General features: G+C 69.7%; 15 protein-coding genes, 3 tRNA genes and 2 pseudogenes. 9 read left to right on the forward strand and 11 right to left on the reverse strand.

Going from position 1 to position 14,961, the window contains the following annotated elements; translation table 11 throughout:
* The first annotated feature begins 51 nt into the window (after positions 1-51).
* Positions 52-564: a glycine cleavage system protein R gene (locus B3587_RS09490; RefSeq protein WP_292728127.1), complete on the forward strand. Its 513-nt coding sequence runs from the start codon at positions 52-54 to the stop codon at positions 562-564.
* A gap of 34 nt (positions 565-598) precedes the next feature.
* Here B3587_RS09490 and B3587_RS09495 read toward each other — a convergent pair whose 3' ends face one another.
* The 8 genes from B3587_RS09495 to mftA all read right to left on the reverse strand — a co-directional run bounded on the left by B3587_RS09495 (position 599) and on the right by mftA (position 6,871).
* Entirely contained in the window at positions 599-907 is a 309-nt protein-coding gene (locus B3587_RS09495; RefSeq protein WP_292728129.1) for a hypothetical protein, read from the reverse strand.
* Between the two features lie 562 nt (positions 908-1,469).
* Positions 1,470-2,336, reverse strand: a complete 867-nt coding sequence (locus tag B3587_RS09500) for a vWA domain-containing protein (RefSeq protein WP_292728131.1) — start codon at positions 2,334-2,336, stop codon at positions 1,470-1,472.
* A 117-nt stretch (positions 2,337-2,453) separates the two neighbouring features.
* Positions 2,454-3,392, reverse strand: a complete 939-nt coding sequence (locus B3587_RS09505; RefSeq protein ID WP_292728133.1) for an AAA family ATPase — start codon at positions 3,390-3,392, stop codon at positions 2,454-2,456.
* Between the two features lie 16 nt (positions 3,393-3,408).
* Positions 3,409-4,236, reverse strand: coding sequence for a mycofactocin-coupled SDR family oxidoreductase (locus tag B3587_RS09510; protein WP_292728135.1), 828 nt, complete (start codon positions 4,234-4,236; stop codon positions 3,409-3,411).
* Between the two features lie 31 nt (positions 4,237-4,267).
* Positions 4,268-5,086, reverse strand: coding sequence for a mycofactocin-coupled SDR family oxidoreductase (locus tag B3587_RS09515; protein ID WP_292728137.1), 819 nt, complete (start codon positions 5,084-5,086; stop codon positions 4,268-4,270).
* A 137-nt stretch (positions 5,087-5,223) separates the two neighbouring features.
* Entirely contained in the window at positions 5,224-6,504 is a 1,281-nt protein-coding gene (gene mftC / locus B3587_RS09520; protein ID WP_292728139.1) for a mycofactocin radical SAM maturase, read from the reverse strand.
* Complete coding sequence (gene mftB, locus B3587_RS09525; protein ID WP_292728141.1) at positions 6,501-6,767, reverse strand: mycofactocin biosynthesis chaperone MftB; 267 nt, start codon at positions 6,765-6,767, stop codon at positions 6,501-6,503. Before mftB ends, mftC begins: the two co-directional genes overlap by 4 nt.
* Positions 6,768-6,772: 5 nt before the next feature.
* Positions 6,773-6,871: a mycofactocin precursor MftA gene (gene mftA / locus B3587_RS09530; protein WP_292728143.1), complete on the reverse strand. Its 99-nt coding sequence runs from the start codon at positions 6,869-6,871 to the stop codon at positions 6,773-6,775.
* A gap of 126 nt (positions 6,872-6,997) precedes the next feature.
* Between mftA and mftR the strand changes: the two genes are divergently transcribed.
* The 8 genes and pseudogenes from mftR (at position 6,998) to B3587_RS09575 (ending at position 14,161) form a co-directional block, all read left to right on the forward strand.
* A complete protein-coding gene (mftR, locus tag B3587_RS09535; RefSeq protein WP_292728145.1) occupies positions 6,998-7,636 on the forward strand; it encodes a mycofactocin system transcriptional regulator in 639 nt (212 codons plus the stop codon).
* Positions 7,637-7,647: 11 nt separating this feature from the next.
* Positions 7,648-7,725: pseudogene (locus B3587_RS15860) on the forward strand (hypothetical protein); the annotation flags it as partial.
* A 91-nt stretch (positions 7,726-7,816) separates the two neighbouring features.
* Positions 7,817-7,987, forward strand: a pseudogene (locus tag B3587_RS15930) (glutamine synthetase); the annotation flags it as partial.
* Between the two features lie 860 nt (positions 7,988-8,847).
* Positions 8,848-9,120 (forward strand): SHOCT domain-containing protein, encoded by a 273-nt coding sequence (locus B3587_RS09550; RefSeq protein ID WP_292728147.1) that lies wholly within the window; start codon positions 8,848-8,850, stop codon positions 9,118-9,120.
* Positions 9,117-10,586 (forward strand): multicopper oxidase family protein, encoded by a 1,470-nt coding sequence (locus tag B3587_RS09555; protein ID WP_292728149.1) that lies wholly within the window; start codon positions 9,117-9,119, stop codon positions 10,584-10,586. Before B3587_RS09550 ends, B3587_RS09555 begins: the two co-directional genes overlap by 4 nt.
* Positions 10,587-11,107: 521 nt before the next feature.
* Positions 11,108-12,223: an NDMA-dependent alcohol dehydrogenase gene (locus B3587_RS09565; protein ID WP_292728151.1), complete on the forward strand. Its 1,116-nt coding sequence runs from the start codon at positions 11,108-11,110 to the stop codon at positions 12,221-12,223.
* Position 12,224: 1 nt separating this feature from the next.
* The gene (locus tag B3587_RS09570; protein ID WP_292728153.1) at positions 12,225-13,238 is read left to right on the forward strand and encodes an AAA family ATPase; all 1,014 of its coding nucleotides are present in this window, start codon (positions 12,225-12,227) and stop codon (positions 13,236-13,238) included.
* A 74-nt stretch (positions 13,239-13,312) separates the two neighbouring features.
* On the forward strand, positions 13,313-14,161 hold the full coding sequence (locus B3587_RS09575; protein ID WP_292728155.1) for a vWA domain-containing protein: 849 nt from the start codon (positions 13,313-13,315) through the stop codon (positions 14,159-14,161).
* 468 nt (positions 14,162-14,629) lie between these two features.
* On the opposite strand, the gene B3587_RS09585 is transcribed toward B3587_RS09575, so the two are convergent.
* From B3587_RS09585 to B3587_RS09595, 3 genes are all read right to left on the reverse strand, one after another.
* Positions 14,630-14,702 (reverse strand) — tRNA-Phe (locus B3587_RS09585).
* 69 nt (positions 14,703-14,771) lie between these two features.
* Positions 14,772-14,845: transfer RNA gene (locus B3587_RS09590), tRNA-Asp, on the reverse strand.
* 20 nt (positions 14,846-14,865) lie between these two features.
* Positions 14,866-14,938, reverse strand: a tRNA-Glu gene (locus B3587_RS09595).
* Between the last annotated feature and the right edge of the window lie 23 nt (positions 14,939-14,961).

A 14,961-nucleotide genomic window follows, 5' to 3' on the forward strand; every position in this document is an offset into this window, starting at 1 on the left:
GAACCCGACCTGCCCGCTGTGCGGATCCTGGCCGCGGAGTAGCATGCGAGCGTGCCTCGCTACGTCATCACGCTTGCCGGAGAGGACCGCTCTGGCCTCGTCTCGGCGGTCGCGGATGCCGTGAGCGCCCACGGCGGCAACTGGGAGGGAAGCCAGCTCGCCGAACGCGCCGGCGTGTTCGCCGGGGTTGTCGAGATCTCGGTTGCTGACGAGTCTGCACAGACGCTACTGGACGCGCTGCGGGCACTTGATGAGACGCTCACGGTCACGGCGCTCTCGGGAGTAGGCGCCTCCGCTGCGGACCGCCAGGTCAGTTCCCTCGTGATCTCGTTGGTGGCCAATGACCGGCCGGGAATCGTTCGCGACGTGTCGGCCGTGCTCGCCGCGCACGAGCTCAGCATCGACGACCTGTCGACCGAGGTTCGGGACGCGGCGATGGCCGGCGGACGCATCTTCGAGGCATCCGTTCTGGCGCATACGGTGGCCGGGACAGACCTTTCCCGGGTCAAGGAAGACCTCGAGAAGCTGGCGGCAGAACTCCAGGTCGAGATCGCCATCGGCTGACCCGAGCGGTCACGCCCGCACGATTGGGCGCCGGTCACTGGTGAGCGAGTGCGTCCCAGTTGATCTCGATGCGGGTCGGGTCGCGCGGTGAGATCAGCGCCGGGAGGATCGAGCCGACGCGGGGCCAGTACTTCGCACTCGTCACAACCTCGGTGCTGATGCGTGTCTCCGGGATGCCGTCGGTGGTTGTGACAACCTCGAGTTGGCAGGCCTGGTAACGCGCGCGACCGACGCGATCGGATGCCGAGACCACCCGAACCGTGCCGCGCACCGCATCGTCAAGCGGATCGCGGGTGTGCTTCTCGAGCATGCGCGCTGCCTCGTCGACCCAGGGCTCCTCCATGTCCGAAGCCTACGGGACCCGCCGCGAGGCGCACCTCACCGCGGGATTTCAGTTCGCCGGTGGGCTTGATGCTCCTATAGATGTCAAGCCGCGTTGAGATGTTCGCGGTAGGCGGTCGCGAGTTGGATCCGGTCGTCGAGATTCGTTGGCCATCACCTGATGAGGGTCGAGCCTGGGTCGCGGAGGGCTACGGCACGAGCCGCGTGCGGTGCTCGTTCCGGACGACGACCCCCGGCTCGTAGCGCACCCGGTGTCCCGACTCGACCAGCCGTCACACCAGTTCCACGCCCTCGCCGACCCGCATATCCGAGTCAGACCGTCGGCGAGCGGCGGTGCGGACCACGAGGCAGGTGCCGGACCCCCAGCTGATCGCGGCGTTCGGGCGCGCCGTGCCAGGCCGAGCATGTGGGGGCACGGCCAGAGAGCCAGCTCCGGGTCGGCGAAGTGCCACAGCAGGGTCGGGACGCAGTCGGGTTCCAACCGCATCGGAGTCCACGAACGCGACGAACTCGGTGGTGGTTTCCTCTCTCTCGTCTGGGATGTTAAGTGTGGGCCGGCGGGGTCAGCGGCTGCTGAAGATGTCCGACACGGCGGGCGCGACGTCGCGGTAGCCGTGCACGATCCGGCACTTGCCGCGGCCGCGGGCCGCCAGTTCGCGGCCGAGCTCGACGTCCTTCTCGCCAGTGGCATCCAGCAGCACGTCCAGCCGCGGCAGCCGCGCTGCCAGCGGCCGCGGGTCGGGGCCGGCGTTGTGCACGCAGTCCGACAGCAGCAGCGCGCGCGCTTCCCGGGCGGGCACCCGGGCCAGTTGCGTCGCGGCCAGCTCCAGCGGGAACGCCACGTTCGTCAGGCCCCGCGCGGGCAGCCGCAGGATGCCGTCGAGGAGCGCCTCCGGATCGACCGGGTCCCCGAGGTTCAACACGATCGCCGCATCCGACCAGAACGCGATCACACCGAGAGCGTCGTGCTCGAGTTCTGCCGACAGCGCACCGACGACGGCGGCTGCGGTGCGGATGCGCTCGCCTTTCATCGACCCCGAGACGTCCACGAGCAGCACGACGGAGCGCTGAGTGCGCATCCGTTCGCGCACGAAGATGTCCTCGTCCTCCGGCACCGGATGCTCGGCCAGCACCTCGATGGTGCGATCCAGGTCGATCTCGTCCGATGAGCCGCGGTAGGGCAGGCTCACAAGCGCACCGGAGCCCCGGCGGGCGGTGACGTCGCGGCGGGGGCGGCGCACCGCCAGCCGCGCGGCGATCTGGCGCGCTCGCGCCCGGACCGCCGGATCGACGACCACGGCCTCGTCGCCGAGGCTCACGAGCGTCGCCGGTTCATCGGTCTCGGCCGGTGCGGGTGAGCCCGTGACCGGTGCTGCAGCGCGCTTGCCTGGTCCGGAGGCGCGCAGGATGCTGCCGGCTCGTCCGGACACGTCGAAGACGGTGGGTGCCTCGTCGAGCTGCTTCGGGTTCCGGCGCAGGGGAGCACCGGGTGTCTTCGTCGCCCGGGTGCGGCCCGATCGCAGCGGCGAGTCGGCGGCGACGTCCCTTCACCCCGGCGCCGCCTGATGGGGCTCCAGGATGAACCGGTCCTCCCAGATCTCGCGCAGCACCCGCTCCGGGGTGGTCTCGGCGGCCTCGTCGAGGTGGATCCGCCCCGACAAGGCCACGATCATCGCGTCGAACACGAGTTCCGGGTACGCCGCGTCGTCGGGACCGGTCAGGTCGCGCAGCTGCGCGAGGCGCGTGGCGACCAGTGTGGTGTCGATCGCGCCGCGGACGCTCGAGCCCTGGCGGACATCGGGATGACGTCGCGTCGCGCGGGTGACGGCGACCGCGTCGCCGGTCAGGCGTTCGCCGAGCGCTCCGGTGGCGCCGGTGCGCAGGCGCACGATGCTCTCCTCCGCCTCGGCGTCCTGGTAGTCCACCGCGAGCCGGTTCAGCCGGTCGTGCACGCTCGTGGACAGCCGCGTGGTGCCGATGTTGTCGTACGGGTTCATCGACGCGATCACCCGGAACGTGGGGAGCGCGCGGATGGTGCCGACCCGCGGCACCGTGATCGCCCGGTCGGCCATCGCCGTCAGTAGCGTGTTCAGGGTGTCTTCGGGGGCCCGGTTGAACTCCTCGATGTAGAGGAACCCGCCCTGCTGCATCGCCTCGACCAGAGGCCCGGGGACGAAGTTCTCGGCCGAGTAGTCCTCCCGGAGCACCCGGGCGGGGTTGTGGTGGCCCACGAGCTTCGCCGGGGTGAGGTCGGCGTTGCCCTCCACGAACAGCAGCGGGATGCCCCACTCCTGGGTGATGGCGGTGAGCATCGTCGTCTTGCTGGTGCCCGGCGGTCCTTCGAGCACGATGTCGCGCCCGGCGGCGACGGCCGCGAGCGTGAGCTCCAACTCACGCTCGCGGCCCACGAGCCGCCGCGCGATCCGATCGCGCGCGCCGAGGAGATCCTCCGCGTCCGTCAGGGCGGGTGGCGTCGCACCGGTCACCGCGGCTGGTCCTCTCTCACTTCAGCAGCGCTCCCGCGTCGATCGGGAGGGTGATGCCGGTGACATAGCGGGCCTCGTCGGAGGCCAGCCACAGCACGGCGTTGGAGATGTCGATCGGCTCCACCCAGGGGATCGGCAGCAGGTTGATGGTCGCCGCCGCCTCGGCGAACTCCTCCATCGTCGGGTTCTCGCGGTCGGGCCGGAACAGCTTGTGCGTGAACTCGTTCTGCACCATGTCGGTGTTGACCATGGTGGGGTTCACGGTGTTCACGCGGATGTTGTCCGGCGCGAGTTCTGTCGCCATCACCCGCATCAGGCCCACCACGCCGTGCTTGGCCGCCGTGTAATGCGCATTGTTCGCCAGGGGCGCAAGGCCCGCGAAGGAACTGGTGAAGATCATCGAGCCGCCGCCGGCCGCTCGCAGATGCGGCACGGCCGCCTTGGCGGCGTGCCACACGCCCATGAGGTTCACCTGCAGCATGTCGGTGAACTGCTCGTCGGTGAGCTGCTCCGCGGGAGCGAACGACTCGATGCCGGCGTTCGCGCTGACGATGTCGAGGTGCCCGAGCTGGGCGACTCCCGCGTCCAGCGACGACTTCACCGCGTCGTAGTCGCGGACGTCGGCGATGCTCGCCACGATCCGCCGGTCCAGCGCCTCGACCTGCCGGACGGTCTCGTCCAGGTCGGCGGGCGTGGCCATGGCGTAGGGCACGGTGCCGATCTGCGCCGCGAGGTCGATCGCGATGATGTCGGCGCCCTCCTGTGCCATCCGGATCGCGTGCGAGCGTCCTTGCCCGCGGGCCGCCCCCGTGATGAAGGCGACCTTTCCGTCCAGTCTTCCCATTGTCATCTCCTTCGATGTTGTGACGTCGTCGTCACTTCTTGTTGGTGAAGCCGGCATCCACCGGCAGGGTGACGCCCGTGACGTATCGGGCGGCGTCGGACACGAGCCACAGGATCGCGTTCGAGATGTCCACCGGCTCGACCATGTCGACCGGCATCGCGTTCGCCATCGCCGCACCCATGGAGGGGTCGGCCTGCATCACCGCCTGGATCGCGTCGTTGACGACCATGGGCGTGTTCACCCCTGTGGGGTGGACGGTGTTGACCCGGATGCTGTGGGGCGCGAGGTAGTTCGCGTAGCTGCGCATGAGGCCCACCACTCCGTGCTTGGCGGCGGTGTACCCCAGCCCGCCCGGCGTGTTCCCGCCGATGCCGTTGAGCCCGGCGGTGGAGCTGGTGAGCACGATCGCGCCGCCCTGCCCGCGGTCGACCATGGACGGGATCGCGATCTCGACCGTGTTGTAGACGCCGGTGAGGTTGACGTCGATCACGTCCTGCCATTCCTGTGCGTCCGGCGCGGCCGAGAGCGGGAAGATACCCGCGTTGGCGAGCACGATGTCCACGGGTCCCAGGGCCGCCACGCCCGCGTCGAACGCCGCCTGCAAGGCGGGCCGGTCGCGCACGTCGGCCTGGGACGCCTGGATGCGCCGGTCCAGCGCCTCGACCTGGCGCACGGTCTCCGCCAGATCATCCGGCGTCGACATGGGGTAGGGGACGGTGTCGATCTGCGCGCAGATGTCCACCGCGATGATGTCGGCGCCTTCCTGCGCCAGCCGGATGGCGTGCGAGCGTCCCTGCCCGCGTGCCGCTCCGGTGATGAAGGCGACTTTGCCTTCCAGCTGCCCAGCCATTTTCTTCCTCCTGTTGTCTCGGGACCCTTCGGTCCCGCGCACCCCGAACCTCCCGAACGGATCGGGAACGAGCGTCGCCGTCCTCGGGCGGGACGGTGCGGTCGGGTCGGGTGGTGTCGGAGTGCCTCCTGTGCCGGCTACCGGTTGGCGCCGGTCGTCTCGGGTGCGACCGAGAGCGCGGACGCGGTGAACCCGGCCAGCGGGTCCTCCGCGCAGGCGCTCACGGGCGGCGCGGCGATGTCACCGCGCCGGCTGAGCGTGAGGCGCACGGGCCCTGCGCCTGAGCGGGGGCGAGGCGGGGCGGTGAGGTGGGAATGGTCGGTGGCGTGGGAGGGGACCGCGTGGTCCTCCGGGCGACCAGCGAGCAGTTCGGCGCCGTACCCCTGCACGCACTCCGGGTCCGGGCCGTCCAGCGGTAGCCCGGTGAAGAACTTCGCCGCCATGCATCCGCCCTTGCAGGAGTCATAGAAGCTGCAGGACGCGCAGGCACCGCCGGTCTGCGGCTCCCGCAGGCGACCGAAGAGCTCGGACTCGCGCCACACGGTCGCGAATCCGCCGTCGGAGCGGACGTTCCCGGCCAGGAACTCATCGTGGATGGCGAAGGGACACGCGTACACGTCCCCGACGGGGTCGATGAGGCACACCACGCGGCCGGCGCCGCACAGGTTCAGACCGGGCAGGGGTGCGCCGTACGCGGAGAGGTGGAAGAAGGAGTCGCCGGTGAGCACCTGGTCGCCGTGGGCGACGAGCCAGTCGTACAGTTCGCGCTGCTGCTCGGCGGTGGGATGCAACTCGTCCCACACGTCCGCGCCGCGACCGGAGGGCCGCAGGCGCGTGAGCCGCAACTGCGCGCCGAACCGGTCCGCGATGACCTTGAACTCGTCCAGTTGGGGGATGTTCGTGCGGGTGCAGACCACCGACAGCTTGAAGTTCTGCATCCCGGCATCCGAGAGATTCTGCATCGCGGTCATCGCGGTCTCGTAGGAGCGCGGCCCGCGGATCGCGTCGTTGACGTCCGCCGTGGCGCCGTCGAGGGAGATCTGCACGTCGACGTAGTCGTTGGCGGCCAGTCGCCGCGCCACCTCCGGAGTCAGCTTCACGCCGTTGGTTGAGAACTTCACCCCCACGTGGTGGCTGGTGGCGTAGTCGACGATCTCCCAGAAGTCGGGTCGCACGGTGGGCTCGCCGCCGCCGATGTTGACGTAGAACACCTGCATCCGCTCGAGTTCGTCGATCACCGCCTTGCACTCCTCGGTGGACAGCTCCCGAGGGTCGCGGCGGCCGGAACTGGACAGGCAGTGCACGCACGACAGGTTGCAGGCGTAGGTCAACTCCCACGTCAGGCAGATCGGTGCGTCGAGCCCGCGTTCGAAGTGGTCGACCAGACGGGCGGGAGCGGGCGGGGTTAGCAGGGTCATGCGACTCTCTCCTGGATCATGTGCGACTGCGCGAGAGTGTCCAGGGCCCGAAGGTACCGCGGTCGCTCGGTGTCGGGAACGCCCGCGGCATCCAGGGCCCCCGTGACGTCGGGGCTGGAGTCCAGACACTCCACGATGCTCAGCAACGTGCGGTCCTTCAGGAACGACAGCTTCCGCGTTCCGAAGTGGTACAGCAGCGCGCCGAACGATTCCGGCCGCACCGAGACCTGGGGATGCAGCCGCCACGCGGTCTGCGCGTCCATGCGGATCAGTACACGCCGCACATGCCGTCGATGGACACCTCTTCGACCAGCGAATCGGCTTCGATCATCGACTCTGCGCCTGCGACGACCTCGTTCGGACCCATGGCATGCTCCTTCACAGCGACGTGGAAGCCCGGGTCGATCCCCGGGTGAGGCCGATACTAATGACACCGAGTGCCGAATGGAAGAGGATCGCACCGGGGCTGGTGATCGACGGAAGGCGAGGCGAGGTGGCCGAGGGGACCGTCACGGGCGACGGCGGAGCGGACGTCCGTGAGTCGCGCAGCCGTTCCGGGCGGGCGCGGGCGACCACGCATGGCGAGTTGAGCCATCTCGCGCTGCGGATGTTCGTCGAGCGGGGCTTCGAACGCACCACGGTCGACGAGATCGCTGCGGCTGCCGGGATCGGTCGGCGCACCCTGTTCCGGTACTTCCCGTCCAAGAACGACCTGGCGTGGGGTGAGTTCGACGACATGCTGGCGCGGTTCCGCGTCGTCCTGGCGTCCTTGCCGACGGACATCCCGGTGCGGGAGGCGCTGCGCCGCGCGGTCATCGCCTTCAACACGTTCCCGTCGGAGGAGGTGCCGTTCCACCGGCAGCGGATGTGGCTGCTCCTGAACGTGCCGACGCTCGTGGCGCACTCCACGCTGCGCTACGCCGCATGGCGCCAGGTGATCGCCGAGTACGTCGCCTCCCGATCGGGCGACGCGCCCGACGCGCTGCGCCCGCAGAGTGTCGCGTGGGCGTGCTTGGGCGTGTGCCTGGCCACCTACGAGCGATGGCTGCGGGAGGAGGACGCCGACCTGACCGCGCTTCTGGACGAGTCCTTCCGGCGCACCGGAGCGGTCTTCGGCGGTGACCGCGGGTGAGCCGCATCCTGGTGGTCGGGGGCGGAGCCGCCGGGGCCGTGCTCGCTGCCCGCGCCAGCGAGGATCCCGACCGGGAGGTGGTTCTCCTGGAGGCCGGTCGGGCCGACGGCCGGTTCGACGCCGACATCCTGGACGGATCCAGTGTGCGCGCCGCGACGCCGGGACACCCGGCGAACTGGAGCTCTGCCGACCACGCTTCGCGAGGTTGCCGACCTGTTCGAGCATTCCGACGTGGCCCGCGCGGCCTTCGTCGACGAGGTCGTCGCGCACTACCTCCACCAGGCGCGCACCGAGGTGGGGGCCTTCGACGCGGCGGTCACCGATTGGGAGCGGACCCGCGGCTTCGAACGGTTCTGCTGCCCGCCCCGTGGTGGGCATGACCACCCACCTGAGGCAGGCGCGCCAGGGCGTGTGTGACGTGCGGGCAACGTTCCTGCCGACGCTGACTTAGAGGTCGCGCCGGCCCTCCCGCGCGGCTCGTGAGGCCACCTCCCGAAGCGGCGTGGATTTTGGGGGAGGGCGGCAAGGTGCGCGTGCGTGACGAGATTTCCGCGCAGGTCGCCTTCGATGAGGAGATGTCCGAGGATGTCGCGATGACGCGCCCCGGGGCGGGGTCCATGCCCGATCCGTATCCAGCCAGTCCGAGACGCAGTTCCACGCCTCCGCTGGAGTCATCGGGTTCGCAGTGGCGCGGGGGTGAATGATGATCGGCTGGAACGCCGCCAATGATGCCCAGGGCAGTCCGACGCGTTCGACGCCGTTGAGGGCGGATTCGAGCCAGGTGAACGCCGCGCGGTGGAAGCGCCACTGCTCGTCGACAGCGCAGAGCAGGACGTTCGAATCGACGATCATGAGAAGCGGTCGGCGTCGTGGCCGTCCAGTAGCTCGAGGGCGTCCACCACTTCGGTGACATCGGTCGTCAGGCCGATGTTCGCGGTGGGTTGACGGAACCGCTTGGTCTCGGCGCCGCGAGCGAGTCCGGCGCGGTCAAGTTCGCTGGTCGCCTCGCCGAGCCCGACCTGCCGCTCTGGCAGAGGCGCTGTGTTGCGGCCGCGACTTCGGCGTCCAGACGGATCCTGGCCCTCATGACGTGATGCTAGCAGCAGTGATGCGATCGAGGACGCATCACTGATGCGCGCTCACTCGAGCTGGGTGCCCGGTGCGCTCCATAGGTGCGCGCGGTAGCGTGTCGTCCAACGGAGGTGGTTTGCATGATGTGGCCGGGCTACGGTATGGGACTCGGATTGGGCTGGCTGTGGGTGGTGCTCGTCCTCGTGGGGTTCGCGCTCCTGATCTACGTCGCCATCCGCGTCGGCACCCGCTCGCCGGACGCAACCGGTGCGCCGCCCACCCCCGCCGGCCCGCAATCGGGAACGCCGGCGGGCGGGGAGGCTGCGCGGCGCATCCTGGAGGAGAGGCTCGCTCGCGGTGAGATCGACGTTGACGAGTTCACGGAGCGGATGCGCGCTCTGAGCGACGGATGAGCGGCGACATCACCCGTCGGCAGGCGCTGACACTCGGAGCCATCGGTGCTGGCGTCCTCGTGATCGGAGCCACTGGAGCCGGACTATCCGCGCTGCAGTCCGAATCACCCGCGCTAGCGCCGAATCCGACCGGCACGGAGGGCGCCGGCGGGCAAGGCTGGAACGAGCCATCGGTGGTCGCCTCCTCCGCGGGGGCGCTCGAGCTTGACCTGACCGCCGCGCCCGCCGACATCGTCGTGGGCGGCGCGACGGCGACGATGCTGGCCTACAACGGCACGGTGCCCGGCCCCACCATCCACCTGCGTCCCGGCGATCGGTTCCGGGTGCGGCTGCGCAATGCGCTCGCCGACCCCACGAACCTCCACACCCACGGCCTGATGGTGTCGGCGGCGGGATCCGGTGACAACCCCTTCGTGCGCGTCGGGCCGGGCGAGTCCTTCGACTACGAGTTCGTCCTGCCCGCCGACCACCCGCCCGGTGTGTTCTGGTACCACCCGCACCACCACGGAATGGTCGCCGACCAGCTGTTCGCCGGACTGTACGGGGCGATCGTCGTCGACGACGAGGACTGGTCACGGATGCCGCCGCGAGTCGCGGTCGTCTCCGACGTGACCTTCGACGGCGGATCGGTTGCGCAGGTCTCGCCCATGGACCGGATGACGGGTCGCACCGGCGCCATGCTGCTGACGAACGGGCGCGTCGCCCCCGATCTGACCGGCCCGGCCGGATCCGAGCAGCGGGTGCTGATCGTCAACGCCTGCTCCAGCCGGTACCTGGACCTGAGGCTGTCGGGCCTCGGCGCCAGACTGCGCGGCATCGACTCCGGTCGCCGCCCCGAGGCGCCGGTCGATCGCCTCCTGCTCACCCCGGGCAACCGTGCCGACTTGGTGCTCACCACTCCCGCCGCGCCCGTCGCGATGGTGGCCGCGGCCTACGACCGGGGCCGGGCCGGCATGGGCATGATGGGCGGCGCCTCCGCCATCTCACCCGAGGCGGTGGTGCTCACGGTCGCACCCGATCCCCGGGCCCGCGTCGCCGCTATCGCTCCGACCGCGTCCGACGGCATCCCGGATCTGCGCGGCCGGGAGGTCGCGGGGCGGCGCACCCTCACCATGAGCATGGGCATGGGGGGCGGTGCCGGGATGCGGTTCCTCATCGACGGGCGCGGGTTCGATCCAGAACGAGTGGACCAGTCCGTCCGCCTCGGCGCTGTCGAGGAGTGGACGATCGTGAACACTTCGCCGATGGCGCATCCGTTCCATCTGCATGTGTGGCCCATGCAGGTCATCCGGGACGGCCGCGGCGAGGTGTCTGGGATCGACGTGCGGGACGTCGTGGACGTTCCGGCGGGCGGTGCCGTCACGGTGCGGATCGCGTTCGACCGGCTGCCGGCACGCACCGTCTACCACTGCCACATCCTCGATCACGAGGACCTGGGCATGATGGGAGTGGTCGAGGTCGCGTGACGAGCGGGCGCTGTGTGCCGGAGCACCCGCTGCGCCCCCGGGCAGTGCGCGTCTCATCCCATCCGAGCACGTCCGCGACGACGGCCGCCGCCTCGCGAGCGATCCTCTCACCGGCCCGGAAACCGACAGCGTTCGCCGCCGCAGCAGATCGTGCAGGTGCACAACATGCTCCGTCGCGGCCAGATGACGCAGCTCGCCCGTGTACGCCGGACCACTTGTTGATCCGGTTCCCGTAGCGGACGGGCCTGGGCTCACGCGCCGGCAGGCCGGCGGCCTGGTCGAGGTGGTGCCGCATCGGCATCCTGCAGCGAGCCGGCACGCGTCCGACCGTTGACGACCTTCAGTCATCGTCCCGGAGGTCTTTGCCTAACTCAGTGATGTGGACCAGCAGCCCATTGCCATCGGCGGCGAGCCGGAATAGCGTGGGGGTGTCCCGTCCGCCAGGGCGGGGTCGCGCGCGGCCAGGTGCCCGAGACGGACCGCGTGCGCGGCACGAAGCGACGTATCGAGGGAGATATGCGATGAAGACCAAGGCAGCCGTCAACTGGGGCGTCGGTCAGGATTGGAAGATCGAAGAGCTCGAGCTGGACGACCCGAAGCACGGCGAGGTGCTCGTCAAGCTCGCCGCATCCGGCTTGTGCCACTCGGACGAGCACATCGTCACCGGCGACATGCCGGTGCCCGCCTATCCGTACATCGGCGGACACGAGGGCGCGGGAGTGGTCGAGAAGGTCGGGCCGGGCGTGGAGAGCCTGAAGGTCGGCGACCACGTGGTGCTGAGCTTCATCCCCGCCTGCGGTCGGTGCAAGATGTGCTCCACCGGGCACCAGAACCTCTGCGACCTCGGCGCCGGCCTCCTGGATGGTCTGCAGATCACCGACAACACCGCCCGCCACCACGTGAACGGGGAAGACGCACGGATCGTGTGCATGGTCGGCACGTTCGCCCCGTACACGGTTGTGAACGAGGCCTCGGCCGTGAAGATCGACGACGACATCCCGCTGGAGGTTGCCGCCCTGGTCGGGTGCGGGGTGACCACCGGATGGGGGTCGGCGGTCAACAGCGCCGAGGTACAGCCCGGCGACACCGTCGTCGTCGTCGGCGTCGGCGGGATCGGCTCCAACGCGGTGCAAGGGGCCCGGATCGCGGGCGCGAAGTACATCGTCGCCGTGGACCCGGTCGAGTTCAAGCGGGAGAACGCGCAGTCCCTGGGCGCCACCCACACCGCCGCCAGCATCGAGGAGGCGATGCCTCTCGTGCAGCAGATCACCCGCGGCGTCATGGCCGACAAGGTCATCTACACCGCCGGGGTGGTAGAGGGCGCACTCATGGCGGGGATCATGGCGCTGACCACCAAGAACGGCATCGCGGTGGTCACCGGCCTCGGCCGCGCCGCCGACATGTCGGTGAACATGTCCCTGTTCGATCTGACCCTCTCGCAGAAGCGGGTGCAGGGGTCCCTGTTCGGCGCCGCGAACCCGCGCGCCGACATCCCCCGTCTGCTGAGTCTGTACCAGAACGGCCAGCTGAAGCTGAACGAACTCGTCACGCGCACGTACAGCCTGGAGGATATCAACCAGGGGTACCAGGACATGCGCGACGGCAAGAACATCCGCGGTGTGATCGTCTACAACTGACGTGACCTCGACCGACGCGATCGCCGCAGCTCCGGTCTCCGGGGTCGCGGCGATCCTCGGACGGGCAACGTTGGCCGCCTTCGATGAGGCGGTCGTCGGCCGACGATCCGAGACCGAGGTGCTGCTGGCGGCGCTCGCCGCGGGCCGACACGTGATGCTCGAGGGTCCGCCCGGCACCGGCAAATCCACCCTGCTGCGCACCCTCGCCGACGCCGCCGGAGTCGGGCTGGTGTTCGTGGAGGGAAGCGCGGAACTGACTCCCGGACGCCTGGTCGGAAGCCACGACCCCAGCAGGGTGCTCGCCGAAGGGTATCGGGACGAGAACTTCCTCGACGGCCCGCTCGTCCAGGCGTTGCGGGGCGGGGAACTCCTCTACCTCGAGGAGCTGAACCGGGTGCCGGAGGAGACCATCAACGTGCTCATCACCGTGATGAGCGAGGGCGAACTGCACGTTCCGCGGCTGGGTCTGGTCCGCGCCGCGCCCGGGTTCGCGCTGGTGGCCGCGATGAACCCGTTCGACGCGGTCGGCACCGCGCGGATCTCGGCGGCGGTGTACGACCGGACCTGCCGCATCCGGATGGATTATCAGAGCGCTCCCGACGAAGAGCTCGTGGTGGCGCGCGCGGTGTGCTCCGCGCCCGGCGGCGGCCGCGTGCTCGACATCCCCGGGTTGGACCGGGTGGTCGCGCTCGTGCGCGCGACCCGGGACCATCCGGAGATCCGCATCGGCTCGTCCGTGCGAGGCGCGATCGACATGGTGCTCGTCGCGGACCGGCTCGCGCGCCTGCGCGACGTTCCAACGTCCGACCCCGGCGTGGGCCTGGACGCTGCGCTCGCCGCTCTCACCGGCCGTATCCGGGTGCACGAGGGCGGCGAGCGCAGCGCCGAGGAGATCATCACCGAGCTCTGGCACCTCGTCTACGATCCGCCGGCCACCACCGACCCCCCGGAGGAGCCGGGAAAAGCGGTCGGGGCGACCGGGCGCGACCGTCCGGCGCCCCCCGAGCCCCACTGAACCCCGGCGCCCGGCAGCAGCCGGGTTCGGCGGACGTCCCTCCCACGACGACGGGACGCCATCTGCTTCAGTCGTTGCCCGGCTTCCAGGAGGTGTCCCCGCAGGTGGGGGTGCTGGACGAGCAGGCCCTGAACGATCTGGAGCGCCGGGATCCGGATGCCGCCCTCACCCTCCTGGCCGAGATGAGCGGGGCGACCGACGAACGGCTGCGCCGGCGGGCGAGGGCGATCGCTGGCCGCATCATGCTCCGCGCCGCCTCACGGCGCGGGGTTCCTCGGCCGGGGGTCGGCCGGATCGGTTCCATGCGGTGGCAGCCGGGGGTGGACATCGACGTCGACGAGAGCATGGACGCGCTGCTGCCGGCGGCTATCGCCGGCCGCGCGCTCGATGCCGAGGATCTGCGCGGACCGGGCTGGATCCGGCCTGCGACGGCGGTCGCCCTCGTCATCGACCGTTCGGGTTCGATGGGCGGCGAACGCATGGCGACGGCAGCCGTCGCCGCCGCCGCCGTCGCCCTGCGCGCCGCGGACGACTACAGCGTCATCGCCTTCGGATCGGGTGTTCGCACACTGAAGGCGCAACGGCAGCCGATGGGCGCCGAGAGGGTCGTTGCGGACCTGCTCGCGTTGCGCGGGCACGGTCGTACCGATCTGGCGGCGGCGCTTCGCGCGGCCGTGACGCAGCTGAACGAGTCGGCGGCACCACGGCGGATCACGCTTCTGCTCTCCGACGGCCGAGCCACGGCCGGCGACGACCCGGTCGCGGCGGCTCGTGCCGTGGACGAACTGCTCGTTCTCGCACCGGTCGGCGGTGACGAGACCGGTGCGCAGGCCAGTTCGCTCGCGCGGACGGTCGGGGCGCGCTACGCCGAGGTTACCGGCCCGCACTCCATCCCTGCGGCGATCGCCGCAATCTGGCCCTGACCGTCGGAGACCAGACGAATGGCCGATGCTTGTCGAAGCGGCTCGCGCACAGCGCGTCCCAGATAATGCCGGAAGTGCCGGAGCGGCGCACGCCTGACTGTGTCCGGTACGGGACGACGAGCCTGTTCGCGGCGATGAACGTGCAGGACGAAACAGTGAAGCACCCCACGGTGAAGCCTGGGTGGAAAAGCACCCCCGGTTCCACACGCACTTCACGCCGACATACTCATCCTGGTCCAACCAGATCCAGCGGCTCTTCGCCGAACTCACCCGCGATCTGCTGCAACACTCGGACCACCGCAGCGTGCAATCGCTTGAGAAAGACCTCGGGGAATGGGTCACAGCGTGGAACGAGAACCCGAAGCCATTCATCTCGACCAAGACCGCCGAAGACATCCTCAACGCCCTCGCCAAATACCTGAAACGAATCAACGGAGGGTTCCGGGACCGTTGTAACGACGGTTCTTGTGGCTCCGACGGGCGTCGATCCCGTGACCTCACGATTTTCAGTCGTGCGCTCTACCAACTGAGCTACAGAGCCGCACGGCAGCCGAAGTTGCCGTGTCCTATACGAAGAGCCCTTCCGAAAAAGGGCCCGTCGCTTTCGGAGCGACCCTGACGGGACTTGAACCCGCGACCTCCGCCGTGACAGGGCGGCACGCTAACCAACTGCGCTACAGGGCCATGCTTATTCAATTGTAGGGTGACCCCAACGGGATTCGAACCCGTGCTACCGCCGTGAAAGGGCGGCGTCCTAGGCCGCTAAACGATGGGGCCGGATGAACTCCAGCATCCTTCGA

The sequence above is a fragment of the Microbacterium sp. UBA837 genome, assembly GCF_002296025.1.
GTDB lineage: Bacteria > Actinomycetota > Actinomycetes > Actinomycetales > Microbacteriaceae > Microbacterium.

Coding starts and splice junctions, on each gene's coding strand:
- B3587_RS09495 (WP_292728129.1), bottom strand. CDS start 907: ATGGAGGAGCCCTGGGTCGACGAGGCAGCGCGCATGCTCGAGAAGCAC.
- B3587_RS09510 (WP_292728135.1), bottom strand. CDS start 4,236: ATGGGAAGACTGGACGGAAAGGTCGCCTTCATCACGGGGGCGGCCCGC.
- B3587_RS09515 (WP_292728137.1), bottom strand. CDS start 5,086: ATGGCTGGGCAGCTGGAAGGCAAAGTCGCCTTCATCACCGGAGCGGCA.
- mftC (WP_292728139.1), bottom strand. CDS start 6,504: ATGACCCTGCTAACCCCGCCCGCTCCCGCCCGTCTGGTCGACCACTTC.
- mftB (WP_292728141.1), bottom strand. CDS start 6,767: ATGGACGCGCAGACCGCGTGGCGGCTGCATCCCCAGGTCTCGGTGCGG.
- mftA (WP_292728143.1), bottom strand. CDS start 6,871: ATGGGTCCGAACGAGGTCGTCGCAGGCGCAGAGTCGATGATCGAAGCC.
- B3587_RS09550 (WP_292728147.1), top strand. CDS start 8,848: ATGATGTGGCCGGGCTACGGTATGGGACTCGGATTGGGCTGGCTGTGG.
- B3587_RS09555 (WP_292728149.1), top strand. CDS start 9,117: ATGAGCGGCGACATCACCCGTCGGCAGGCGCTGACACTCGGAGCCATC.
- B3587_RS09565 (WP_292728151.1), top strand. CDS start 11,108: ATGAAGACCAAGGCAGCCGTCAACTGGGGCGTCGGTCAGGATTGGAAG.